Origin of the sequence: Rhizobium sp. TH2, from assembly GCF_024707525.1 — a bacterium.
Classification (GTDB): Bacteria; Pseudomonadota; Alphaproteobacteria; order Rhizobiales; family Rhizobiaceae; genus Rhizobium_E.
In genome coordinates, this window is sequence record NZ_CP062231.1 from 263,772 (window position 1) to 286,425 (window position 22,654).

Annotated in this window: 22 protein-coding genes; 8 read left to right on the plus strand and 14 right to left on the minus strand. The window is 61.9% G+C overall.

All coding sequences use genetic code 11. The features are described 5' to 3' along the window. Positions 1 to 3 precede the first annotated feature (3 nt). The 4 genes from IHQ71_RS01410 to IHQ71_RS01425 all read right to left on the minus strand — a co-directional run bounded on the left by IHQ71_RS01410 (position 4) and on the right by IHQ71_RS01425 (position 4,888). Entirely contained in the window at positions 4 to 1,266 is a 1,263-nt protein-coding gene (locus tag IHQ71_RS01410) for a DUF4010 domain-containing protein (protein WP_258160111.1), read from the minus strand. A gap of 92 nt (positions 1,267 to 1,358) precedes the next feature. Continuing rightward, positions 1,359 to 3,245 carry a hypothetical protein gene (locus IHQ71_RS01415; RefSeq protein WP_258160113.1) on the minus strand — a complete coding sequence of 629 codons (1,887 nt, stop codon included), beginning with the start codon at positions 3,243 to 3,245 and terminating at the stop codon, positions 1,359 to 1,361. Positions 3,246 to 3,357: 112 nt separating this feature from the next. After that, positions 3,358 to 4,236: a LysR family transcriptional regulator gene (locus IHQ71_RS01420; protein WP_258160115.1), complete on the minus strand. Its 879-nt coding sequence runs from the start codon at positions 4,234 to 4,236 to the stop codon at positions 3,358 to 3,360. 343 nt (positions 4,237 to 4,579) lie between these two features. Further along, positions 4,580 to 4,888, minus strand: a complete 309-nt coding sequence (locus tag IHQ71_RS01425; RefSeq protein WP_258160116.1) for a putative quinol monooxygenase — start codon at positions 4,886 to 4,888, stop codon at positions 4,580 to 4,582. Between the two features lie 109 nt (positions 4,889 to 4,997). On the opposite strand from IHQ71_RS01425, the gene IHQ71_RS01430 reads away from it, so the two are divergent. The 3 genes from IHQ71_RS01430 (at position 4,998) to IHQ71_RS01440 (ending at position 7,253) form a co-directional block, all read left to right on the plus strand. Further along, positions 4,998 to 6,494 carry a CoA-acylating methylmalonate-semialdehyde dehydrogenase gene (locus IHQ71_RS01430; protein ID WP_258160117.1) on the plus strand — a complete coding sequence of 499 codons (1,497 nt, stop codon included), beginning with the start codon at positions 4,998 to 5,000 and terminating at the stop codon, positions 6,492 to 6,494. Between the two features lie 136 nt (positions 6,495 to 6,630). Continuing rightward, positions 6,631 to 6,819, plus strand: a complete 189-nt coding sequence (locus tag IHQ71_RS01435; RefSeq protein ID WP_258160118.1) for a type II toxin-antitoxin system HicA family toxin — start codon at positions 6,631 to 6,633, stop codon at positions 6,817 to 6,819. 38 nt (positions 6,820 to 6,857) lie between these two features. After that, positions 6,858 to 7,253: a type II toxin-antitoxin system HicB family antitoxin gene (locus tag IHQ71_RS01440; RefSeq protein WP_258160119.1), complete on the plus strand. Its 396-nt coding sequence runs from the start codon at positions 6,858 to 6,860 to the stop codon at positions 7,251 to 7,253. A gap of 27 nt (positions 7,254 to 7,280) precedes the next feature. On the opposite strand, the gene IHQ71_RS01445 is transcribed toward IHQ71_RS01440, so the two are convergent. The 3 genes from IHQ71_RS01445 to IHQ71_RS01455 all read right to left on the minus strand — a co-directional run bounded on the left by IHQ71_RS01445 (position 7,281) and on the right by IHQ71_RS01455 (position 9,797). Then, a complete protein-coding gene (locus IHQ71_RS01445) occupies positions 7,281 to 8,318 on the minus strand; it encodes an MBL fold metallo-hydrolase (protein WP_258160120.1) in 1,038 nt (345 codons plus the stop codon). Positions 8,319 to 8,363: 45 nt separating this feature from the next. Then, on the minus strand, positions 8,364 to 9,023 hold the full coding sequence (locus IHQ71_RS01450; RefSeq protein ID WP_258160121.1) for a peroxiredoxin: 660 nt from the start codon (positions 9,021 to 9,023) through the stop codon (positions 8,364 to 8,366). Positions 9,024 to 9,350: 327 nt separating this feature from the next. Next, positions 9,351 to 9,797 (minus strand): MarR family winged helix-turn-helix transcriptional regulator, encoded by a 447-nt coding sequence (locus IHQ71_RS01455; RefSeq protein WP_258160122.1) that lies wholly within the window; start codon positions 9,795 to 9,797, stop codon positions 9,351 to 9,353. A gap of 94 nt (positions 9,798 to 9,891) precedes the next feature. On the opposite strand from IHQ71_RS01455, the gene IHQ71_RS01460 reads away from it, so the two are divergent. Beyond that, entirely contained in the window at positions 9,892 to 10,605 is a 714-nt protein-coding gene (locus tag IHQ71_RS01460) for a DUF1428 domain-containing protein (protein ID WP_258160123.1), read from the plus strand. A gap of 236 nt (positions 10,606 to 10,841) precedes the next feature. Beyond that, positions 10,842 to 12,002 carry a YjgN family protein gene (locus IHQ71_RS01465; protein ID WP_258160124.1) on the plus strand — a complete coding sequence of 387 codons (1,161 nt, stop codon included), beginning with the start codon at positions 10,842 to 10,844 and terminating at the stop codon, positions 12,000 to 12,002. A 281-nt stretch (positions 12,003 to 12,283) separates the two neighbouring features. On the opposite strand, the gene pgi is transcribed toward IHQ71_RS01465, so the two are convergent. After that, entirely contained in the window at positions 12,284 to 13,900 is a 1,617-nt protein-coding gene (pgi, locus tag IHQ71_RS01470; protein ID WP_258160125.1) for a glucose-6-phosphate isomerase, read from the minus strand. Positions 13,901 to 14,068: 168 nt separating this feature from the next. On the opposite strand from pgi, the gene IHQ71_RS01475 reads away from it, so the two are divergent. Beyond that, positions 14,069 to 14,440: a nuclear transport factor 2 family protein gene (locus IHQ71_RS01475; protein WP_258160126.1), complete on the plus strand. Its 372-nt coding sequence runs from the start codon at positions 14,069 to 14,071 to the stop codon at positions 14,438 to 14,440. A gap of 11 nt (positions 14,441 to 14,451) precedes the next feature. On the opposite strand, the gene IHQ71_RS01480 is transcribed toward IHQ71_RS01475, so the two are convergent. Next, the gene (locus IHQ71_RS01480; RefSeq protein WP_258160127.1) at positions 14,452 to 16,149 is read right to left on the minus strand and encodes a long-chain-fatty-acid--CoA ligase; all 1,698 of its coding nucleotides are present in this window, start codon (positions 16,147 to 16,149) and stop codon (positions 14,452 to 14,454) included. A 202-nt stretch (positions 16,150 to 16,351) separates the two neighbouring features. Here IHQ71_RS01480 and IHQ71_RS01485 point away from each other — a divergent pair, with 202 nt between their 5' ends. After that, the gene (locus tag IHQ71_RS01485) at positions 16,352 to 17,452 is read left to right on the plus strand and encodes a lactonase family protein (RefSeq protein WP_258160128.1); all 1,101 of its coding nucleotides are present in this window, start codon (positions 16,352 to 16,354) and stop codon (positions 17,450 to 17,452) included. 96 nt (positions 17,453 to 17,548) lie between these two features. Next, entirely contained in the window at positions 17,549 to 17,971 is a 423-nt protein-coding gene (locus IHQ71_RS01490; protein ID WP_258160129.1) for a YciI family protein, read from the plus strand. A 138-nt stretch (positions 17,972 to 18,109) separates the two neighbouring features. Here IHQ71_RS01490 and IHQ71_RS01495 read toward each other — a convergent pair whose 3' ends face one another. The 5 genes from IHQ71_RS01495 to IHQ71_RS01515 all read right to left on the minus strand — a co-directional run bounded on the left by IHQ71_RS01495 (position 18,110) and on the right by IHQ71_RS01515 (position 22,654). Continuing rightward, positions 18,110 to 19,069: a glyoxylate/hydroxypyruvate reductase A gene (locus IHQ71_RS01495; protein ID WP_258160130.1), complete on the minus strand. Its 960-nt coding sequence runs from the start codon at positions 19,067 to 19,069 to the stop codon at positions 18,110 to 18,112. A gap of 13 nt (positions 19,070 to 19,082) precedes the next feature. Next, a complete protein-coding gene (locus tag IHQ71_RS01500) occupies positions 19,083 to 20,705 on the minus strand; it encodes an ABC transporter ATP-binding protein (protein ID WP_258160131.1) in 1,623 nt (540 codons plus the stop codon). Beyond that, positions 20,702 to 21,193, minus strand: coding sequence for a PIN domain-containing protein (locus tag IHQ71_RS01505; RefSeq protein ID WP_258160132.1), 492 nt, complete (start codon positions 21,191 to 21,193; stop codon positions 20,702 to 20,704). The genes IHQ71_RS01500 and IHQ71_RS01505 overlap by 4 nt, the downstream gene beginning before the upstream one ends. Further along, the gene (locus IHQ71_RS01510) at positions 21,190 to 21,468 is read right to left on the minus strand and encodes a hypothetical protein (RefSeq protein ID WP_258160133.1); all 279 of its coding nucleotides are present in this window, start codon (positions 21,466 to 21,468) and stop codon (positions 21,190 to 21,192) included. The genes IHQ71_RS01505 and IHQ71_RS01510 overlap by 4 nt, the downstream gene beginning before the upstream one ends. A gap of 64 nt (positions 21,469 to 21,532) precedes the next feature. Beyond that, positions 21,533 to 22,654, minus strand: a complete 1,122-nt coding sequence (locus IHQ71_RS01515) for an ABC transporter permease (RefSeq protein ID WP_258160134.1) — start codon at positions 22,652 to 22,654, stop codon at positions 21,533 to 21,535.

Here is a 22,654-nt window from a genome sequence, read left to right on the forward strand (position 1 = left end):
GCGTTATCTGGGGATGGGCAGGGGGAGGGCCGGTACCAGCATGTGGACGGCGAAACCAAGCCCGATCGCGAGCAGCGTGACGATGCCGAGCGGTATCGAAAAGCCGGGTGGTGCGATGGTTGCCGCGCTGATCACACGGAAAAGCGCATTGGATGCAAAGGCGGCTAGAACAGCGAGTGCCAGAATCTCCGCCGCGATGGCGCCACCCTGCAGTCGCAGCATGGAAAGCACGGCGACATCGACATCCGCCATTCCCGTAATCGCGGCCGTGATCGGCAGGCTTTCGGAGCCGAGATAAATGGCGGAGAGTGCGCCGACCAGCGACATGGCTGCATAGATGACGGCCGAAAGGGCAATGGTTTTCGTCTCGAGCGGATTGCGGTCCGATTGCGCGGCGGCTTCGCCCTCCGGCGTGTGGGTGATCAGGAGCCAGCCCGAAAGTGCAAATGTGGCTGCGGCGGCGAGTGCGGCGGGCAGCACGATTGCCATGACCGCAGGCGCCACGAAGGATGAATAGGCGAGCACGCGCAGAATCGACACCATGGCGGCAAGGCTGGCGGCACCCGACCGGCGCCGTGGACTGCCTTCGGCACGGGCAAGCGACAGTGTCATGGCCGTCGAGGAAACCAGCGACCCGGCCAACGTGCTGTAGATCATGCCGCGCGAAGGTCCGGCGATGCGGGTGAGAATATAGCCGAGATAGGAGAACGCACCGAGAAGGATGGTGAAGATCCAGATTTCTCGCGGATTGATCGCACCCCAGGGATCGATCGGCTGGGACGGCAGGAGCGGCAGCACGACCGCCGTCATCACGGCAAGGATGAGCGCCGAGCGGACCTCGAGCCAGCTCAGCTTCGTGAGCAGGCCATGCAGCATTTCCCGGCTGGCCAGGATCGCCGCCAGCGCCGCACCAGCAGCGGCCGCCTCGGTGGCGCGATCGGAGACCGCGAGCGCCCCGAGCGCGAAGACCGCCAGCGCGACCACGACGCCGGTGACGCTGAAATTGTCGTCCTCCACGGACTCCTGCCACTTGAACCAGGCGAAGACGGCGCCAAAACCGAGAAAGCCAACGGGCAGGATCAGGGAATTCTGGGCGGCGGCACCAAGGGCCGCCATGATGCCGCCGAGCAGGCCTGAAATGCCATAAGTACGGATGCCGGCCGTCCGGCTGCCCGCCGGAGCCTCGCGTTCCCGCCAACCGCGCTCCAGCCCGACCAGCAGGCCGATGGCGAGCGCGAGGCCGAGATTGACGACGAGTGGCTCCATGCGGTCGGATCTCCCTCGGGGACATGTAACCCTATGGGGCAGCAAGGTGCGCGATCAGTCAAGGGGCCCTTGCCGGCGGCGTACGCGTGGGGTCAGTTCGGCGACAGAACCACGACCTGCTCGCCATCCGCGAAGGTGATTTTCGCCGACTTCGACGGATTGATGCTGACCGACCATGTGCCCCCGCCGTTGCGCCGGCGGTAGCCGATGGCCGTCTGGCCCTGCAGCATGGCTGATATTGTGACCGTATAGAAATCGACCTCGACGCCGGCTTCGACATAGTCCGTCGCGGGCTTGAGGTAGAGCTCCGAGCCGTCCTCGTCGAGCAGGCAGCCGAAGATGCGGGTGATGTATTCGTTCTCCGCCGCCTGGGCGAGCATCAGGCTGACCAGCTTGTTGCTGACCACGAAGTCGTCGGCCTTGCTGACCTCGGCGAGTTCGCGGTTCCGGATATCGATCATTTCGCTGACCACGCTCGAATGCCTGCCCGCGCTTTCGGCGATCTGGCGCAGATGCAGAAGCGTGACCAGCGTGCGGGTGTCGGCGGGCTGCGGGTCAAGGTCCTCGTTGTAGCCGAGCACCAGAACGTGATCGTAGGAAAGGGGATCGAGCGCCCTGAGTTCGGCGCGCGAAGAGGAATCGCCCTCGCGGACGTCGAGCGCCAGGTTGTCGCCGTTAAGGCGGATATGGCTGGCCTTGGCGGCGAGATCGGGTGTGTCGGCGACGATGGTCAGCACCGAGCCGGGCGCGACGAAGCGCGAAAGTTCCGAGGCGATCATCGGTGCGCGGCGGTTCCAGCCGAGCAGCAGCGTGCGCTCGGGCGCAATCCGAGGTTCCCCGGCCTTGCGGATCAGCGACCGGTCGATCGACCCGGTGAAGGGCTTGTAGGTGATGGCGTCGTCGTCCTCGGCGACCAGGATCAGGCGTTCGCCCTTCTCGATCCTATGCGCTTTATCAGGGTTGAGATCGACCTGGCCCTCCGGTGAGACAATGCCGATGACGGTGCTGGTCTCGTAGGACATCGCGGCCTCGGCGATCGACTTGCCTTCGAGTTTCGGCTCCTCCGCCGTGTAGATCTCGGAACCGTCGAAATCGAGCAGTTCGGTATAGACCGCGCTCAGGCCCGGCTGGCGGCTGGAATGGACGACGATGCGGGAAATGAGGTCATCGGCCAGCACCAGCTGCGCCTCGCCGCCGCCGACGATCTCGGCGAGCTCGGCGTTGGCGGGGTCGCGGATTTCGGCGGCGATCCGGTATTTCTCGTCGCGGCGGCTGGGATTCTGGGTGAGCGCCAGGATCGTCTTGACGACGCTGGAATCCGGATCGGCCGCTTCCGGCGACAGGATCACGATCGAACGCGAGGCGTTTGGATTGACGATCGCGAGATCGTAGAGATCGGTCGGGTCGCCATGACGGCAGATGACCTTGGTGTTCTTGAGATCGGGCACTTTGGCGGCGATCTCCTCCTCCATTTCCACCTTGTCCTTGTCGCTCATGACGACGATGCGCGGTCGCCTGCGGCTTTCATTGGCGATGACGAGTTCGGAAATCACGTCGAAGATCGAGGGCGACCAGTTGAAGATGATCGTATGGTCCTTCTCCAGCACCTCGGAACGGCCCTTGCGCAATTCATCGAGCTTGCTTTCGATGCCGGAGCTCAGCACGCCGATCAGGGTCGATACGACGAAGATGCCGGCGAGCGTCACCAGCAGCATGACGCCCCGGAACACCCAGCCCGTGTCGCCGCCCATCGTGCCGGCGTCCAGCGTGCGCATCAGCGTTTCCCACGCAGCCTCGGCGAAGTTCAGGTTTTCCCCGCCCTCCTGCGCAATGCCGGTGATCGCGATGATGGCGCCGAAGGCAAGGATGATCGCGAGCGAGATGATGCCCAGCCAGCCGATCAGCGCGCCGGTGCCGGCCGCCATGGTCTTGTCGAACCAGTACCGCAATTTGCTGGAAAATTTGATCTTCTGCTTCACGTCCGTCCCCTCAAGTCCATCCGCTTCGTATAGACGCGTCCGGGGTCTGATTTATAGGGCGTGGGGAGTGCCGAGGTGAAATATATACGTCACAGAGTTAATAGTGATCCATTTACCATATGCCGCGTTCCTCGCGCACGATCTCGTGGAGAAAATCGGCGACGATGCGGACGCGGGCGAGGTCGCGGGCGCTCTCGTGGAAGACCGTCCAGTAGGTACGCTGGATCGACGTTTGGGGCAGGACGCGGACGAGGTCTGGATACTGCCGGGCGATGTAATTGTGCAGGATGCCGATGCCGGCGCTGGCGCGGACTGCTTCGGTCTGGCCCGTGGCGGATGATATCTCGAAGCCGGCATCCCAGTTGCGCATCACCTCGCCGGTGAAGTTCAGCGATTGCGAGAAGATCAGGTCCTCGACATAGCCGACACGGCGATGCGATTTGAGCGCCTCGGCGTCGGCTGGCGCGCCATGGGCCTCGACATAGGCGCGGGAGGCATAGAGGCCGAGTGTATAGTCGGTGAGTTTCGACGAGACGAGCCGGCCCTGTTCGGGACGTTCCAGGGTAATGGCGATATCGGCCTCGCGGCTCGAAAGCGAAAACGCGCGCGGCACGGGCACGAGTTGGATGCGCAGCTCCGGATGCCGCTCGATCAGTCGCCCCATGCGCGGTGCGAGGAAGGAGACGCCGAAGCCATCGGGCGCGCCGATCCGTACCGTGCCGGCAATCGCGGTATCGGTACGGCCGAGGCTCGATTGCGCCGCGAGCATCTCGGTTTCCATCCGCTCGGCCGACGCGAGGAACATCTCGCCCTGCGCCGTGAGTTCGCAGCCATTGGTGCGGCGGATGAAGAGCCGCGTCTTCAATGCCTCTTCCAGCGCGGTGAGGCGGCGGGAGAGGGTGGCATGGTTGACCCCCAGCCGCTTGGAGGCGGCAAGGATCTGGCCCGAACGGGCGACGGCAAGGAAGATGCGGACGTCGTCCCAGTTCATGCGCGTATCTGGGCGTGGTCGCACCCCTCACCAACTTCGGCCAAGCGATCGGCCCAGCCCTCGCGCGGCGACGCGCTCGGGCCTTCTTCGCCTTCAATCGATCCACTGGATCGATTGCCGTCGCCTTTGGCGACGCCGGCTACGAAGCCTCTCGCGGCCTTCGTATCCTCTCCCACAGGGGGAGAGGTAGGGTGCCCCGCTCTCGACTTTCGTTTGAGGCAAGGCGGCGCTGCGGGTTTACCTCTCCCCTTGTGGGAGAGGATAGCAAGCCCGAGCGAGACGAAGTCGAGTTCTTGGGCGCGCTTGGTAAGGGGTGCGTTTTTGCATAAGGAGAGGTCGGCCATCACTTCCCCCGCATCATCACCGGATCGACATCCACCAGCCTGAGCGACTTCACCATGCCAGCGGTACCCGTCTTGTACTTGAGAAAATGCGGCGTCAGCAGATGCGCCTCATATGCTGTCCTGTCAGCATAGACCTCCAGTATCCTGATCTGCGCCGGCCGTTCCCTCTCCGCCACCGCATGCAGCATCAGCACGCCGGGCTCCAGATCGACGGACGCCTCGATCTCCTCAGCAAGCAACGCGCGATAGGCGTCGATCTGCTCCGGATCGATCTCCAGTTCCGCAATTTTGACGATCTTGCCATCCATGATAGCACCATCCTTACTTCAATCCATGCACAACGGATGCTTATTCCATTCCATTGCTTTGTGCAAATTGAAGCGTAAACTCCGCGCCATAGAGATCAAGGAGGATCCCATGTATCAGATCGGGCATTTCATCGGCGGCAAGCAGGTTGCCGGCACATCGGGCCGCAAGGCCAATGTCTTCAACCCCGCAACCGGCGAAATCCAGGCCGAGGTGGCGCTGGCAAGCGACGCCGAACTCGACGCCGCCGTGCAGAATGCCAAGGCAGCGCAGCCGAAATGGGCGGCGACCAACCCGCAGCGCCGCGCCCGCGTATTCATGAAGTTCGTGGCTCTGCTCAACGACAACATGGACGAACTGGCCGAGATGCTGTCGCGCGAGCATGGCAAGACGATCGAGGACGCCAAGGGTGATGTGATCCGCGGCCTGGAAGTCTGCGAATTCGTCACCGGCGCGCCGCACCTGACCAAGAGCGAATTCACCGAAGGCGCCGGCCCCGGCATCGACATGTATTCGATCCGCCAGGCCGTCGGCATCGGCGCCGGCATCACCCCGTTCAACTTCCCCGGCATGATCCCGATGTGGATGTTCGCTCCGGCCATCGCCTGCGGCAATGCCTTCATCCTCAAGCCCTCCGAGCGCGATCCGTCGCTGCCGATCCGCCTTGCCGAACTGATGATCGAGGCAGGCCTTCCGGCCGGCATCCTCAACGTCGTCAACGGCGACAAGGGCGCGGTCGATGCGATCCTGACCCATCCGGATATCGCCGCCGTCTCCTTCGTCGGCTCGACCCCGATCGCCCGCTACGTCTATGGCACGGCGGCGATGAACGGCAAGCGCGCCCAGTGCTTCGGCGGCGCCAAGAACCACATGATCATCATGCCGGATGCCGACCTCGACCAGGCCGCCCAGGCCCTGATCGGCGCGGGCTACGGCTCGGCCGGCGAGCGCTGCATGGCGATCTCGGTTGCCGTCCCCGTCGGCGAGGACACCGCCAACCACCTGATCGACAAGCTGACCCCGATGGTGGAATCGCTGCGCATCGGCCCCTATACCGACGACAAGGCCGACATGGGCCCGGTCGTGACCAAGGAGGCCAAGCAGCGCATCCTTGGCCTGATCGACAAGGGCGTCGAGGAAGGCGCAAAGCTCGTCGTCGATGGCCGCGATTTCAAGCTCCAGGGCTACGAAAACGGCAATTTCGTCGGCGGCTGCCTGTTCGACCATGTCACCCCTGATATGGACATCTACAAACAGGAAATCTTCGGGCCGGTGCTCTCGGTCGTCCGCGCCAAGAACTACGAGGACGCGCTCGAACTGCCGATGAAGCACGAATACGGCAACGGCGTCGCGATCTACACCCGCGACGGCGACGCCGCCCGCGACTTCGCATCCCGCATCAACATCGGCATGGTTGGCATCAACGTGCCGATCCCGGTGCCGCTCGCCTATCACTCCTTCGGCGGCTGGAAGTCCTCCTCATTCGGCGACCTCAACCAGCACGGTACGGACTCGTTCAAGTTCTGGACGCGGACCAAGACGATCACGAGCCGCTGGCCGTCGGGCATCAAGGATGGCGCGGAGTTCTCGATCCCGACGATGAAGTAAGCGGGGCATCGCTGCTCGTACAGAAGACTACCAAGCCGGCGGGGATCTCTCCGCCGGCTTTTTGTATTTCGACTCGAGATAATTGACTTAGGGGTCGGAATGCGTAAATATTTGCGCATTGAAGGGCGAGCGTCGGATGCCTAGATTCGAAGACGATCGCCGGAAGATCGTTAGCCGCCTCGAACAGGAGGGATGGCAGAACATCGGCGGCAAGGAACACGACAACTTCGTAAAAGACGGGCATCGCACGATACAAGTCCCGAGACATCGGACAGTCAGCAAGGGCGTTGCCCGTTCCATATCGAAGGCGGCGGGTTGGCATTAAGCCGGCGTGCTACCCCTCCTATTCCAAGGACAGAAGTCATGGCACACTATATCGCGCTCGTTGACGGAAAACCCGGAGCCTATGGCGTGGTATTTCCCGATGCACCGGGCTGTACCGCTATGGGTGCAACACACGAAGAGGCCCTCAGGAACGCCGTGTTGGCTCTCTCTGATTGGGTTGGGCAGGATGCGCCTCCGGTTGCGCGATCGATCGAAGACTTGAGGATCGATGATGAGGTCGGGGAACAGCTTGAAGAGGGGAGTGTGTTTGCCATCGTTCCTCTTATTCAGGAAAAGGGCAGACCTGTGAAAGCCAATCTCTCGATCGATGCCGGATTGCTGGAGGCGATAGATGACGCCGCCAGCAGGGCAGGTCTTACCAGATCGGCGTTTCTGAGCAGCGCCGCCAGGGACAAGATCATCGAGAGTGTTTAGCGCTTCGACGGCCTCCGAAACCTCGGGCTAAGAAGCCACCGGCCCATCGGCCTTCTTCCAGGCGTCGATGCCGCCTTCGATATGGCAGGCGGTTGATAGGCCGGCGTCCTGCGCGGCTTGCACGGCCATTGCCGAGCGTTCGCCGAAGGCACAGTAGAAGACGATCCGCTTGCCGGTGGCAGCGGCTAGTTCGTGCAGGACGCCGCCTGCGCCGAGGCTCTCGACAAGATCCGGATAGGGCACATGCAGCGATCCCGATATGATCCCGTGCCGTTCCCGCTCGCTTCTTTCGCGGAGGTCGACGATGGCGACATCGGGGCGGCCCTGCAGCGCGCGCGCATCCCTTGGCGACACCGCCCAGCCCTTACGGGCGACCTCGTCCTGGTGAAGGCCGACGCGCATATTGGCAGGCACGGCGACGTCCATCATCTTGGGGTTGGGCAGGTTCAGATTGTTCATCAGGTCGACATATTCATCGATCGACTTCACGCGCAGTCGCGGGTTGTAGCGCTTCTCCTCGCCGATCGTGGACACGGTGTCGCCCTTGTAGTCATGGGCCGGATAGAGCAGCGTGTCGTCGGGCAGGCGCAGGAGCTTGTTGAAGATCGAATCGTACTGCGCCCGCGGATCGCCGTTCTGGAAATCGGTGCGGCCGGTGCCGCGAATCAGCAGCGTATCGCCCGTGAAGACACGGCCGCCCATGACGAATGAATAGGAATCGTCGGTGTGGCCCGGTGTGTAGAGCACGTCGAGGCTCAGGCCCTCGATGGCGACGCGATCGCCTTCGGCGACCCGCATGGCGACGACATCGGCCTTGGTCTGCTCGCCCATGACGGTGATGCAATGGGTCTGGTCGCGCAGCGCCCCCAGGCCGGTGATGTGATCGGCATGAAGATGGGTATCGACCGCCTTGACCAGCTTGAGGTCCAGCTCGCGCACGAGCTGCAGGTAGCGGTCGACCTTTTCGAGGACCGGATCGATGATCAGGGCCTCACCGCCGGGCCTGCTGGCGATGAGGTAGGTGTATGTTCCCGAAGCGCTATCGAAAAGCTGTCGAAACAACATGGTTCACTCCATCGATCTGCGCGTATGTCCAGCCGGACGTCTGCCCTAAAGCGGCTGCGGCACGATCCGGATATAGGGCTTGGGTTCCTTCCAGCCTTCGGGATAGAGCTGCTTGGCTTCGTCATTGGTGACCGAGCCGGCAATGATCACATCGTCGCCCGGCTGCCAGTTGACCGGCGTGGCAAGGCGATGCTTGGCTGTGAGCTGGAGGGAGTCGATCACCCTGAGCACCTCGTCGAAGTTGCGGCCGGTGGTCATGGGATAGGAGATCAGAAGCTTGATCTTCTTGTCCGGCCCGATGACGTAGACGTTGCGGACGGTCTGGTTATCGGCAGCCGTGCGGCCTTCCGAACTGTCGCCGGCGGCGGCCGGGAGCATGTCATAGAGCTTGGAAACAGCAAGCGTCGGATCGCCGATCATCGGGAAGTTCGGCGCATAGCCCTGCGTTTCGGCGATGTCGGCAGCCCAGCCAGCGTGCCTGTCGACCGGATCGACCGATAGACCGATGATCTTGACGTTCCGCTTGTCGAATTCCGGTTTCAGCCGGGCCATGTAGCCCAGTTCCGTCGTGCAGACGGGCGTGAAATCCTTGGGATGCGAGAACAGGACGCCCCAGGATGTGCCCAGCCATTCGTGGAACGAGATCGGCCCCTGGGTGGTGTCTGCCGTGAAGTCAGGTGCAATGTCGTTGATTCTGAGTGACATGATCAATCTTCTCCCTGTTCGAAATCATGATGTTCGTGACGGCGATTGTGCTTTCCCGCTCGCACTGCCCCGAGGAAACCCTACAGCCGGTGGCGGGCAGTCTTCGTCGGTTGGATATTTTTCAGAGCGTAGTATGAGTGTATTCGCACAACTCCGGGCGTCCAAGTAACGACGGCAATTACGTCCGCGCACTATGAGTGATCGTGCGGCAGTTATTGTCAAGCTCTTGGCACGCTTGACAATAGAGCATCTGCCTCAGGCGGGCAATTGAGGTCTTCCGCCGGATGAAGAATTGCTCCGTCGCCGGTCACCTTCGAAATCGAGCGTTCATGCCACCGCCCGCAGACCCGCTCTCAACGCCGACACCTCGGCATCGCCGAGCCGCTCGTCGATTTCCGCATGCGTGCCGATCCAGATCGGCAATGCCGCGTTGAGTATGGTCATGCCGGCATCCGTGAGCCTGATCCGCCGGCTGCGGCGATCCCTCGTATCGGCCAGGAGTTCAACGAACTCCCGCCGCTCCAGCGGCTTGAGGTTCGCCGTCAGCGTCGTGCGATCCATGGCAAGCAGGGAGGCCACGCCGCCGATCGTCGGCGGCTCGGGTCGATTGAGCGACATCAGCAGTGAGAACTGGCCGTTGGTAATGCCGACCGGTTTGAGAGCTTCGTCGAATCGCCGGGCAAGGGAGCGTGCGGCACGCTGGGCGGCGAGGCAGAGGCAATGGTCCCTGACATGCAGCGTGGTTTCGAAGGGGACGGGCGACTGATTTGACATGGCTTAATTATGTTGATATCAACCTAAATGTCAACAGAATGCCTTTTTAGGAGCCGACGCTTCCCAACGGGGGAATACCAGAGAGGAGAAAGTCATGACCTACGTTTCAGGATTTGTCTGCGCCGTGCCGGCGACCAACCGGCAGGCCTATATCGACTCGGCCAAATCAGGTGAGCCGCTGTTTCGCGAATTTGGCGCCGCGCGCCAGGTCGAGGCATGGGATGATGATGTGCCGAAAGGCGAACGCACGGATTTCCGCCGTGCGGTGAAGGCGACACCTGAGGAAAAGATCGTGTTTTCCTGGCACGAATATGCCTCGAAATCCGCCGCCGACGATGCCACCAAGAAGATCATGTCCGATCCGCGCATGGCCGAACTCGGCAAGGACATGCCGTTCGATGGCCAGCGCATGATCTGGGGCGGGTTCGATGGAGTTCTCGAGAAGGGCCAACGCGGAAAGGCCGGCTATATTGACGGTTCGCTGGTGCCGACACCCAAGGACAGCAAGGATGCGTATTTGTCCTATGCCAATACCGTCGCCGCTATCCTGACCGAACACGGTGCGACGCGGATCGTCGATGCGTGGAGCGACAATATTCCCGATGGAAAGGTCACGGACTTCCGCCGCTCGGTGAATGCCGGTGCCGACGAGGCGGTGGTCTTCTCCTGGGTCGAGTGGCCCTCCAAGGCCGTGCGCGATGCCGCCTGGCAGAAGATATTCACCGATCCGCGCATGCACCAGGGCAACCCGCCGCAGGATGAGTCGCGCCGGGTCAGCGGAGGCTTCGTGCCTGTCATGGATGCGTGAAGGCGGGACCGCCACCTGTTTTCCGCATCGAGGGAAGGGTCGAGCCAAAGCTCGGCCCTTTTTCGTTGCCGCTCCCTCAACACCGCCACCTCGATGTGATCGAGTTCCTGATACGTCTTCCACAGAGAAACACATACGCCGTGCGGAAGCAGGTCGAACGCGGCCTTGCCCGTCCTGCAACTTTGTGGTGAATATGCGGTGTCAAGGCGCCGACGCGCCGGTCTGAGGAAGCGTGCATGGTCATGGACATAGCCGTCATCGACGGCGCCGAGAGTGATCGCATACGCCGCGAGGAACAGGCGGCGGGGCTTTTCACCCAGCAACGCCGCCTTGAAGAAACGCACGTGCTGCATCGGGCCGAATTCCATGGCAACGCGCGTGAATATTTCGGCATCTGGGTCGTCAACACGCTTTTTACGCTTCTCACCCTGGGTCTCTACGCGCCTTGGGCCAAGGTGCGGCGCAACCGCTATTTCCACGCCAACACCACGCTGAGTGGATTTGCCTTCGACTACCATGCGACCGGCGGGCAGTTGCTCAAGGGCTGGCTGCTCGTAGCGGTCTATCTGATCGGCTATAACCTGATCGTCGATACCTACCCGCTCGCCTCGCTTGGTGTGCTCGCCGTCGTGCTGGGTATTTTCCCCTGGCTCGTCGAGCGCGCGCTGCGCTTCAAGGCCAAGGTGACGAGTTACCGCAATCTGCGCTTCCACTTCCACGGCAAGCTAAGCAAGGCCTATATCAGCGTTCTCTTGGGCGGCCTGCTCGGCCTCTTCTCCGTCGGGCTGCTGGCGCCGATCTTCAGCAAGATTTACTACCGCTATATGTTCGACGGCGTGAGCTATGGCGGGAGGCGGTTCGAGACCACGGGCAGAATCTGGTCGATCTACAAGACGATCTGGCTGCCGGCCGTCGTGCTGATCGTCGGGTTGCTGCCGGCTTCTGTCGTCATGGCCTATGTCCTGAGCAAAGAGTTCTCACTGATGCCGAGAGAGATCATGCTCGACAGCTGGTGGCGCGCGATCTTTCACATGCTCTTCAGCTATGTGGCAATCATTCCCTTCCTGCTCGCCTATTACCTGATGCTGATCGTCTACCGCACCGGCGTGCGCAATGTCATGTGGAGTGCGGCGACCTTCGACGGCAAGCACCGGCTGGTCAGCGATATCCCGCGCATGCGCTACGCATGGATTCTGATCTCGAACACCGTCGTCACGATCCTCAGCCTCGGCCTGCTCAGGCCCTGGGCGGCGGTGCGGGAGCGGCGGTTCCTCGTCGCGTTCACGGGTATCTGGATCACCGGCGATATCGAGGAGCTTCACGCCGAACTCGAAACCTCGGGCAGCGCCTTCGGCTCGGAATTCATGGATTCGGATGGATTTGATCTGGGGTTTTAGACCCTCTTGCATTGAATTTGACCCGGTTCTGCCGGAGCAGGTTTTCGTCTGGGCAGAGGCGATTGGCGAAGGGCATATCCAGATATACGTCCGAGCCGATCGCCTCTGATCAAGGCGGAAAGATGCCCGGCCCACCGGGTTGGCTGAAGCGGGCCACCTATTCGTTCGGCCGGCTTGGCCGTAGAGCTGGGCTACGACGCGCGCCGGCCGAACGAATATCCGACTCCGCCTCAGCCAACAGAACCGGGTCAAATTCAATGCAAGAGGGTCTAGGTCTCTGCTTACCCCCTCAACGCCGCAACCAACCCCACCGTCGAACTATCCAGCCCCTCGGTGCCCTTCTTGCCCTGAACCACTGGCAGCAGTCCCGTCGCGAGTTCCTTGCCGAGTTCCACGCCCCATTGGTCGAAGCTGTTGATGCCGAAGAGCACGCCTTCGACGAAGACCCGGTGTTCATAGAGCGCAATCAGGCGGCCGAGCGCGAAGGGGGTGAGCTTGTCGTGGACGAAGGTGATCGAGGGGCGATTGCCCGAGAAATAGCGGTGCGGCGCGATCGTGTCGGCCTGGGCCGGGTCCCAGCCCTGTGCGAGGAGCTGCGCCTTCGCCTCGGCGACTGTGCGGCCCTTGAGCAGCGCCTGGCTTTGCGCCACGCAGTTGGACATCAGCAGTTCGTGCTGATAGCGCAGATCCGGCTCGAAGCCTTCCTTGGCGATCATGAACTCGACCGGGATGATATCGGTACCCTGGTGCAGCAGTTGGAAAAACGCGTGCTGGCCATTGGTACCGGGCTCGCCCCAGACCACCGGCCCGGACGATCCCTTGACCGGCGAGCCGTCCATCACCACACCCTTGCCGTTCGATTCCATGTCGAGCTGCTGTAGATAGGCGGGGAAACGCGACAGCCTCTGGTCGTAAGGGATCACGGCGCGGGACGTATAGCCCAGCACGTTGCGCTGGTAAAAACCGATCAGGCCGAGCAGCATGGGCAAGTTCTTGTTCAACGGCGCCGAGCGGAAATGGTTGTCCATCGCATGGGCGCCATCGAGGAACTTGTAAAAATTATCAGGCCCGACAGCGAGCATCAGCGGTAGGCCAATGGCCGACCAGATCGAGTAGCGGCCGCCGACCCAATCCCAGAAGCCGAAAACGCGGATGGGATCGATACCGAAGGCGTCGACCTTTTCGAGCGCCGTCGAGACGGCGGCGAAATGATGTTGCACTGCGCCTTCGCCGAGCGCATCGACGATGAAGCGCCGCGCCGTCTGGGCATTGGTCATTGTTTCGATCGTGGTGAAGGTCTTCGACGCGATGATGAAAAGGGTGGTTTCCGGCGCGACCAGCTTCAGCGTATCGGCGATATGGGCGGGGTCGATGTTGGACACATAGTGCAGGCGCGGGCCATCGTGATAGGGCGCCAGCGCCAGCGTCGTCATCGCGGGGCCAAGGTCGGAGCCGCCGATGCCGATATTGACGACATCGGTGATCTTCTTGCCGGTCGCGCCCTTGAGGCGGCCGGACCGGATGCCATCGGCGAACTTGCCCATGGCGATCAGCACGGCGTTGACGTCAGGCAGCACATCCTTGCCATCGACCATCACGGGCGTGTTGGAACGGTTGCGCAGCGCGGTGTGCAGAACGGCGCGCTTTTCGGTGATGTTGATGATCTCGCCCTTGAACATCGCCTCGCGCTTGGCGGCAACGCCGGCTTCCGCCGCCAGCTGTTTGAGCAGGCCGAGGATCGTGTCGTTGATCGCTGTCTTGGAGTAATCGATCAGCAGATCCTCGAACCAGGCATGATATTTTTCGAAGCGCTGCGGATCGGCCGCGAAGGCCTCGCGGATCTCGGTGGCCTTGGTGGAATTGGCGGCTTGCCTGAGCTGTTCGACGATCGCGGGCATGGCGTTTCTCCTTCGTGGATGCGGCGGGACGCTACTCATTTCAATCGATTGTAACAAGACGGAATGAGACCGTCATGACGGATTCGTCCTAGTGATAGTTATCTACATGAAAGAACCCGTCCATAGTATTGTGCCGGCGTGAAACCATTCCGCCGAATGGAGGGAGCGATGGATATCCGATCGACGTTGGTTTCGCTATGCGATGCCTTCAACGCACATGACCTCGACCGGATCATGGCGTTCCTCGCCGACGATTGCGTTCTGCAGATGCCGAGGGGAGGCGAGCCCTGGGGCACGCGTTTCGAGGGCAAGACCAGTGTGCGCGCGGCGCTCGCGACCCGGTTCGAGGGCTTGCCGGATGTCCATTATGGCGAGGGGGAACATTTCGCCGATGAGGTGGCCAATACCGGGATGTCCAAGTGGACGCTCACGGGGACCACGCCGGACGGGGTGAGAAAGCACGTCCGGGGCTGTGACTTCTACACGTTCCGCGATGGCAAGGTGATCCAGAAGGATTCGTACTGGAAGATCGTGGAGTAGGGATGGCGGCGTTACCCTCTGAGTTCCTTCCGCAAAATCTTCCCTACATTCGTTTTCGGCAGGCTATCGCGGAATTCCACGAGATGCGGTCGCTTGTAGTTGGTCAGGCCCTGGGCGCAGAATTCCTTGATCATCTCGGCGGTCAGCGTCGGATCCTTGCGGACGATGAAGAGCTTGACCGCTTCGCCGGTGCGCTCGTCCGGCACGCCGATGGCGGCGGCTTCCAGCACGCCGGGATGGGTGGCCGCGACCTCCTCGACCTCGTTGGGATAGACGTTGAAGCCCGAGACCAGGATCATGTCCTTCTTGCGGTCGACGATCTTGATGAAGCCGCGATCGTCCATGAAGCCCATGTCGCCGGTGCGAAAATAGCCGTCCGGGGTCATGACGCTTGCTGTTTCCTCCGGCCGGTTCCAGTAGCCGGCCATGACCTGCGGACCCCGGATGCAGATCTCGCCGACCTGGCCGAGCGGCACCGTTCTGCCGTCATCGTCGCGGATATCGAACTCGGTGGAGGGGATCGGCAGGCCGATCGTGCCCGAGAAGACGGTGGAGCCCGGCGGATTGACGGCGGCCACGGGCGAGGTTTCCGAGAGGCCGTAACCCTCGAGGATGACATTGCCGGTCGCAGCCTCCCACTTGTCGGCGACAGCGCGCTGGCAGGCCATGCCGCCCGCGACCGTGAGCATCAGGGCCGAGAAATCGAGCTTCTTGAAATCCTCATTGTTGGCCAGCGCATTGAACAGCGTGTTGAGGCCGGGGAAGAAATTGACTTTGTACTTGCCGAGTTCCTTGACGAAGCCGGGAATGTCACGCGGATTGGGGATCAGCAGGTTGGCCGCGCCCTCGCTCATCCCCATCACCATGTTCACGGTCAGCGCGAAGATGTGGTAGAGCGGCAGCGGGCAGACATAAAGGATGTTGGACGTGTCGGCGCCCTTCATCTTGTAGGCGGCGGTGAGCCAGAGGGTGCTCTGCACGGCATTCGAGAGCACATTGCGGTTGGTCAGCACCGCACCCTTTGAAACGCCCGTCGTGCCGCCGGTATATTGCAGGAAGGCGACGTCATCGAGGGCGATGTCGGGTCGTTTGAAATCGCCGCCACTCGCCATGAGTGACTTGAACGGCACATGCCCCGGCAGCGACCATTCGGGCACCAGCTTCTTGACCGTGCGGACGACGAAATTGACGATATGGCCCTTGAGGCCCAGCATGTCGCCCATCGTGCCGACGACCACCGTCTTCAATTGGGTCTTGGCAATTACCTGCTGCACCGTGCGGGCGAAATTCTCCAGCACGAATATGCCTGTCGCGCCGGAATCCTTGAGCTGGTATTCGAGTTCGCGCGGCGTGTAGAGCGGGTTGACGTTGACGACCGTCAGCCCGGCCCGCAGGATGCCCATGGTCACCACTGGATATTGCAGCACATTGGGCAGCATGACGGCGATGCGGTCGCCCTTCACATGGCCGCGCGCCTGAAGCCATGCCGCGACCTTCGCCGACTCGCGATCGAGTTCCGCATAGGTCATGGTCTTGCCCATGCAGATGAACGCGGTCTTGGAGGCGAATTTCCTGCAGCTCTCCTCGAAGAGACCGGCTACGGATGTGTGTTCGAGCGGCCCGATCTCGGCCGGAATGCCTGCCGGATACGATTTGAGCCAATGCCTTCCGGCGAACCGGTCTTCCGTTGCGGGGGGTGCGCCCGTCATGCTTTTCTCCTCCACGTCACCGGGCGGCTCCCCAACCGCGCCGTTCTATTCAAGATGGGCAATGTCACCTGATCCTGCAAGGGAAATCGGCGGCTATCAACATTTTACGTAAACGTCAATTTAATGCCGCTGTATAGCATGCTGGACCCAAACGCCGCGGCATGGGATAGACGGAAATCGGAATTCGAAACGGTGGACGCAAATGCGGTTTGCAACAGCATCGGCAAAGGGCAGGGACAGGCACGGCCGCGCAGTGAAGCCGGCGGCCACGCTGTTTTCGAGTGACGAAAGCGCCGCCCCACAGCCGGTTTTCGTCTCGCATGCGGCGCCCGATCCCTCCTACCTCGCCGTGTCGAGCCTGCACAAGGTGCTCTACGTCGCCTCCGAAAACAGCGCGGAAGGCAGGATCAGCGCGTTGCGGCTCGATGCCGATGGCCTCACTTTGCTTGGCAGCGTCGGGACCGGCGGCCATGCGGCCGTGCATCTCGCCATCGACCAGACCGGGCGCTGGCTTGCGGTGGCGAATTATCGCGGCGAGCCGAAGGGCCAGGATCTCTCGGTCGCCGTGTTCCCGATTCAGGTCGATGGCATGCTCGGCGATCTGGCGGCGTCCGCCCGGCAGGATGGCAGCGGTCCCGACCGGGATCGGCAGGCGACGCCGCACACCCATTGCGTGGCGTTCAGTCCGGATAACCGGCTGCTTGCGGCAGTCGATCTCGGCACCGATGGCCTGTGGCTCTATCATTTCAATGCCGCGTCCGGTGCTCTTGGCTTCGCCTCGCAGATCAAATTGCCGGCCGGTTCCGGGCCGCGCCATTGCGCGTTCCATCCCAGGGAGCCGCTCATCTATGTCTGTACCGAACTCGATTCGACACTGGTGACCCTGCGCTACGATCCGGCGGCGGGCACGGCAGATATCGTGGATTCGGATGCGGCCACCAAGGTGCCCGGCAAGGGTGCGGTCAACAGGCTGGGAACGAAGAATGCCAACTATCCCTCGGGGCTGGTGATCGCGCCTGACGGGCGCTACCTAATGATGGGCAACCGTGGCCCTGACACGGTCGCGATCTTCTGGATCGATCCGGAAACCGGCACGGCGCGCTATCGCGAGGAAGTGCCCTGCGGCGGCAAGTTCCCGCGCGCGATCCGGCTTGACAGCACTGGCCGCGTTCTGGCGGTCGCGAACAACAAATCGGGCAATGTCACGCTGTTCTCGCGCGACTTCGAGAGTGGCAAACTCACTGCCATGCCGCATGGCGATTTCGAATTGCCCACGGCCATGGATGTGATTTTTCTCGATTGAAGCAAATTCTTTTCGTGCCGATGTCGGCAGCGGAAGAGTTCAAGCGTCGTTCAGGCAGGGAATGCGATCCCTTGAGGTTCAAACAGGAGAAATTCGATGCAAGTAATGGTTATCGTAAAGGCGACGAAGGACAGCGAAGCGGGCACCATGCCGTCGACGGAACTGCTGGAAGCCATGGGCAAGTACAACGAGGAACTGGTCAATGCCGGCATCATGAAGGACGGTGCGGGCCTCCATCCCTCGTCGCGCGGCAAACGCATCGCCTTCGACGGCGCCAGCCGCTTCGTGATCGACGGTCCCTTCGCCGAAACCAAGGAGCTTATCGCCGGCTTCTGGATCTGGCAGGTCAAGGACATGGACGAGGCGGTCGCATGGGCCAAGCGCTGCCCCAATCCGATGCCTGGCCCGAGTGAACTCGAAATCCGCCAGGTATTCGAGATGGCGGATTTCGCAAACGAAATGACGCCTGAAATCGAGGCGCGGGATGCGCGGCTCAGGGACAAGCTGGCCAATCAGTGACCAACGATGACTTCAGACACGATGCTCCGGCCGTCCGGCCGGAGCGAGATAGTGAGCCTCGCTCGATATCAGATCACCTTCATTGCCTGAGGCCGGTAACGCCCGACTGGAGGAAGAATTGATGGCTGACAGCCGCGATTAATAGCCCGCGTCCCGCGACACGAGATTCTCCAGCGCCTGGCCCGCTTCGAAGCGCTCGATCTGGCGTTCGACATGGGCAAACAACGCCCGGATATCGGAATCGGCTGCCGAATGTGGCGTCATCTCGAGATTGTCCATCGTCCAGAAAGGCGATGCCGACGGCAGCGGTTCGGTCTCGAAGACATCGAGCGACGCGCCTTTCAGCACGCCGGTCTGCAGCGCCTTGAGGAGGTCGGCCTCGACCTGGCTGCCGCCGCGGCCGGCATTGATGAAGATGGGTGCACCAAGCGCCCCACCCCGGCGAAGTTTTGAAAACAGGCCGGCATTGAAGATGCCGCGTGTCTCATCGGTCAGCGGCAGCAGGCCGACGAGAATGTCTGCCTTGCCGAGGAACGCATCGAGTTCCGGACCGGCGAATGTTTCGACGCCCTGGATGTCTTTCTTGCTCTTCGACCAGCCAACGACATTGAAGCCCATGATCTTCAGCTTGCGCGCGGCGTCGGTGCCGAGCACGCCCATGCCCATGATGCCGACCGTGAGTTCGGAGGCCTCGGGCTGGGTGAGCGGCGCCCAGACCTTCTTGGCGCGCTGGCGTTCGTAGGCCACATGCTGGCGAAGATGCATCAAGCACTGCATGACGATCCATTCGCTCATCCGGGTGGTCAGCGTGTGATCGACGAAGCGAACCAGCGGCAGGTCGGGCAGGCCGGGCAGTTGCAGGACGTGGTCGACGCCGGCGCCGCCGGAGAACAGCACTTTCAGATCCTTGGCGCGCAGGAAGAGGTCGTCGAGCGGCTTCCACAGCACGGCATAATCGACGCCCGAGAGATCGCGATCGCGGCTCGACGGATCGGCCCGGTTGATCACCTCACGGCCGGGAAAGGCGTTCTTCAGGCCTTCGCGCACCTGCTCGGGATGAAAGCGGAGATCGACGATGACGGGACTCTTGGCGGACATGGCAAACCTGTATTCAAGCGGGGGGAACCGGCGCGGCTTCGATGTTGAAGGCGGCGGCGAGGAGAGCCTTTGTATAGTCCTCCTTCGGATCGGCGAAAAGGTCTTTCGCGGCGCCGTGTTCCACCACCTTGCCGTTACGCATCACAATGATGTCATTGGCGAGCGCCCGCACGACCTTGAGATCGTGCGAGATGAAGAGATAGGCGAGATCGTGCTTCGCCTGCAGGTCGCGCAACAGTTCGACCACCTGCGCCTGCACGCTCATGTCGAGCGCGGAGGTCGGCTCGTCGAGCATGACGAATTTCGGCTTCAGCACCATGGCCCGCGCAATCGCTATGCGCTGGCGCTGGCCGCCCGAGAATTCGTGCGGATAGCGATGCCGTGTCTCGGGATCGAGGCCTGTTTCCGCAAGCGCCTCGGAGACGCGCGTGTCTCGTGCCTCGTTGCTGATCCCCGGCTCGTGGACCGACAGCCCCTCGCCGACGATATCGGCAACCGACATGCGCGGTGATAGGGAACCATAGGGATCCTGGAAGACGATCTGCATCTCGCGGCGCAGCGGCCGCATGTCGGAAAAGCTGTAACTCTGGATGTCCTGGCCGACGAAGGCAACCCGGCCCTCGGACGCGATCAGCCGCGTCATGGCGAGGCCGAGCGTCGTCTTGCCGGAGCCGGATTCGCCGACGATGCCGAGCGTATGGCCGGCCTTGAGGCTGAGATCGACGCCATCCACCGCCTTGACGTAATCGGTCGTGCGGCGCAGGAAGCCGGTCTTGATCGGGAACCAGACCTTGAGATCGTCGGTCTCGATGATGATCGGCTTCGAGGCGTCCGATTCCGGCGGTTCACCCTTGGGCTCGGCGGCGAGCAGGTGCCTGGTATATTCGTGCTGGGGATCGGCGAAGATTTCGGCCGTCGGTCCGGTCTCGACGATCTTGCCCTTGGTCATCACGCAGACGCGGTCGGCGAACTTGCGCACGATGCCCAGGTCGTGGGTGATGAACAGCATCGACATGCCATGATCGGCCTTGAGCTTGGCGAGCAGTTCGAGGATGCGCGCCTGCACGGTGACGTCGAGCGCGGTGGTCGGCTCATCGGCGATCAGTAGTTCCGGCCGGTTGGCGAGCGCCATCGCGATCATCACGCGCTGGCGCTGGCCGCCCGAGAGTTCGTGCGGAAAGGCGCCCAGCCGCTTCTCGGGCTCGTGGATGCCGACCTCGTTGAGCAGTTCGATCACGCGCTTGCGGGCATTCTCGCGCGAAATGTCTTGATGCAACTGGAGGATCTCGCCGACCTGCCGCTCTATGTTGTGCAGCGGATTGAGCGAGGTCATCGGCTCCTGGAAGATCATCGTGATATCGTTGCCGCGCACATGGCGCAGCTCTTCCGGCCGGGCCTTGAGAAGGTCCTTGCCCTTGAAGATGATCTCGCCCGACGGGTGGCTGGCCGAGGGGTAGGGCAGCAGCTTGAGTATCGAATTGGCGGTGACCGACTTGCCCGAGCCGGACTCGCCCACAAGCGCCACGATCTCGCCCTTGGCGATATCGAAGGACACATGATCGACCGCAATCGAGGTGTTGCCGCCCTGGTGGAAGGCGACCGAGAGATCGCGGACGGAGAGGAGCGGTTCGGTCATGAGAGGGTCCGTGTGAGTTCGGCGAGGGAGGCTGAATCGGGGCGAACGATGTGGACAGGTGATAGCTTGATGTCTTCAAAGAATGGATGGCTATCAGCACTGAGGTCAGAAAATCCCTCGTCGAACGTGAGGAAATGAGAACAACTCGTGGCGGATGCGGTCGCCAGATGGATGGCGTCTGGCAATTTCATTTTGCGACCAGAACGGATAACGGCGGCGACATCGAGGATTGCCCGGCTCACCATATGGACGGCGAGAGTATGCCGGTCTGCAAAGAGGCGCAGATAATCATGCACAAGAGATCGGTCCTCGCGCCGATATGGCGCGACGAGCAACTCAGCGAGCGACAATTCGCTTGTATGAAAACTCAGCGCAACTCGGCCAAGCTGCTGCTTCCAAAAGTCCTGAATGGCCGCCGCGTCCGACGGCGGAGCTTCCATGATCGCGATGATGACATTCGTGTCCAAATAGACAGAGCCTCGCGTCATTCATCATCCCACTCGTCACGCAGCTCGCGTACCCTCGCGACCGCTTCCGCAATTGTGGTCTTTCCACGATGCCGGCTGAAGTCGATTGGACCCTCGGATGCCAGGTTCGCCGCATGCGCCTGATATTTCGCTTCAAGTGCCTCCAGCGCTGCAGCACCGCTGATAGCAGGGGTTTCCTCCAAGACAAGGCGCACGGTGGCCACGCCCTCGAACTCCTTTTTCAGCTCTTCCGGCAGCTTCGATACGGGATAATGTTCGCGTACGATCTTGTTCATGGCATCGGACCCTTCGTCTCCTGATGCAAAGATAGGTCAAACCCTGGGAAAAAGCGAGTTTGCCTCATTGGAACGTCTTTCTCGGATCGAACGCGTCGCGCACGGCTTCGCCGATGAAGATCAGTAGCGACAGCATGATTGCCAGCGTGAAGAAGGCGGTGAAGCCGAGCCAGGGCGCCTGCACGTTGTTCTTCGCCTGGCTGACCAGTTCGCCGAGCGAGGGGGAGCCGGGCGGCATGCCGAAGCCGAGGAAGTCGAGCGAGGTCAGCGTGGTGATCGACCCCGAGAGGATGAATGGCAGGAAGGTCAGCGTCGCGACCATGGCATTGGGCAGCATGTGGCGCCACATGATCGTCGCGTTGCCGACGCCCAGTGCGCGCGCGGCGCGGATATACTCGAAATTGCGCGCGCGCAGGAATTCGGCGCGAACGATCCCAACGAAGCCGGTCCAGGAGAAGAGCAGCAGGATGAAGAGCAGGATCATGAAGCCGGGCGGCAGGACCGCGGCGAGGATCATCAGGATGTAGAGCACCGGCATGGACGACCAGATCTCGATGAAGCGCTGCATGAACAGATCGACCCGTCCGCCGAAATAGCCCTGCACGGCGCCGGCGCCGACGCCGACGACGGCTGAAAGCACGGTGAGCGACAGGCCGAAGAGAACCGAAATCCGGAAACCGTAAATGACGCGCGCCAGCACATCGCGGGCACCGTCATCGGTGCCCAGCCAGTTGAGGTTGCCGGAATTGCAGTTGGGATCGGCATCTCCCTCGGGATAGCCGGAGCAGGCCGTGTCGGGGATAAGCCACCAGGGCTCGGTCGGCGCCGAATGAGGCACATAGGAGTTCGCGGTCGCGTAGGTGTAGCGGATGGGCGGCCAGATCATCCAGCCATTCGCATTGATTTCATCGCGCAATTCGTCGCTGCGATAATCGGTAATCGCGAGGAAGCCCGCCTCGCCGAGGAACTTCTCCTCGGGGTAATCGATGGCGACCGGGAACAGTATTTCGCCCTTGTAATAGACCATGACCGGCTTGTCGTTGGCGATCAGTTCGGCAAACAGGCTGAGAACGAAGAGGACGAGAAATAGCCAGAGCGACCAGTAGCCGCGCTTGTTGGCCTTGAAATTCTGCAGGCGTCGCTGATTGATCGGGCTCAGCCAGGGTTTCTTCACGGAGGCCGACAT

What these genes read in the sequence shown, in the direction of transcription:
- IHQ71_RS01410 (WP_258160111.1), bottom strand. Translation starts at nt 1,266, where the DNA reads ATGGAGCCACTCGTCGTCAATCTCGGCCTCGCGCTCGCCATCGGCCTG.
- IHQ71_RS01420 (WP_258160115.1), bottom strand. Translation starts at nt 4,236, where the DNA reads ATGAACTGGGACGACGTCCGCATCTTCCTTGCCGTCGCCCGTTCGGGC.
- IHQ71_RS01425 (WP_258160116.1), bottom strand. Translation starts at nt 4,888, where the DNA reads ATGGATGGCAAGATCGTCAAAATTGCGGAACTGGAGATCGATCCGGAG.
- IHQ71_RS01430 (WP_258160117.1), top strand. Translation starts at nt 4,998, where the DNA reads ATGTATCAGATCGGGCATTTCATCGGCGGCAAGCAGGTTGCCGGCACA.
- IHQ71_RS01435 (WP_258160118.1), top strand. Translation starts at nt 6,631, where the DNA reads ATGCCTAGATTCGAAGACGATCGCCGGAAGATCGTTAGCCGCCTCGAA.
- IHQ71_RS01440 (WP_258160119.1), top strand. Translation starts at nt 6,858, where the DNA reads ATGGCACACTATATCGCGCTCGTTGACGGAAAACCCGGAGCCTATGGC.
- IHQ71_RS01445 (WP_258160120.1), bottom strand. Translation starts at nt 8,318, where the DNA reads ATGTTGTTTCGACAGCTTTTCGATAGCGCTTCGGGAACATACACCTAC.
- IHQ71_RS01450 (WP_258160121.1), bottom strand. Translation starts at nt 9,023, where the DNA reads ATGTCACTCAGAATCAACGACATTGCACCTGACTTCACGGCAGACACC.
- IHQ71_RS01455 (WP_258160122.1), bottom strand. Translation starts at nt 9,797, where the DNA reads ATGTCAAATCAGTCGCCCGTCCCCTTCGAAACCACGCTGCATGTCAGG.
- IHQ71_RS01460 (WP_258160123.1), top strand. Translation starts at nt 9,892, where the DNA reads ATGACCTACGTTTCAGGATTTGTCTGCGCCGTGCCGGCGACCAACCGG.
- IHQ71_RS01465 (WP_258160124.1), top strand. Translation starts at nt 10,842, where the DNA reads ATGGTCATGGACATAGCCGTCATCGACGGCGCCGAGAGTGATCGCATA.
- pgi (WP_258160125.1), bottom strand. Translation starts at nt 13,900, where the DNA reads ATGCCCGCGATCGTCGAACAGCTCAGGCAAGCCGCCAATTCCACCAAG.
- IHQ71_RS01475 (WP_258160126.1), top strand. Translation starts at nt 14,069, where the DNA reads ATGGATATCCGATCGACGTTGGTTTCGCTATGCGATGCCTTCAACGCA.
- IHQ71_RS01480 (WP_258160127.1), bottom strand. Translation starts at nt 16,149, where the DNA reads ATGACGGGCGCACCCCCCGCAACGGAAGACCGGTTCGCCGGAAGGCAT.
- IHQ71_RS01485 (WP_258160128.1), top strand. Translation starts at nt 16,352, where the DNA reads ATGCGGTTTGCAACAGCATCGGCAAAGGGCAGGGACAGGCACGGCCGC.
- IHQ71_RS01490 (WP_258160129.1), top strand. Translation starts at nt 17,549, where the DNA reads ATGCAAGTAATGGTTATCGTAAAGGCGACGAAGGACAGCGAAGCGGGC.
- IHQ71_RS01495 (WP_258160130.1), bottom strand. Translation starts at nt 19,069, where the DNA reads ATGTCCGCCAAGAGTCCCGTCATCGTCGATCTCCGCTTTCATCCCGAG.
- IHQ71_RS01500 (WP_258160131.1), bottom strand. Translation starts at nt 20,705, where the DNA reads ATGACCGAACCGCTCCTCTCCGTCCGCGATCTCTCGGTCGCCTTCCAC.
- IHQ71_RS01505 (WP_258160132.1), bottom strand. Translation starts at nt 21,193, where the DNA reads ATGACGCGAGGCTCTGTCTATTTGGACACGAATGTCATCATCGCGATC.
- IHQ71_RS01510 (WP_258160133.1), bottom strand. Translation starts at nt 21,468, where the DNA reads ATGAACAAGATCGTACGCGAACATTATCCCGTATCGAAGCTGCCGGAA.
- IHQ71_RS01515 (WP_258160134.1), bottom strand. Translation starts at nt 22,654, where the DNA reads ATGTCGGCCTCCGTGAAGAAACCCTGGCTGAGCCCGATCAATCAGCGA.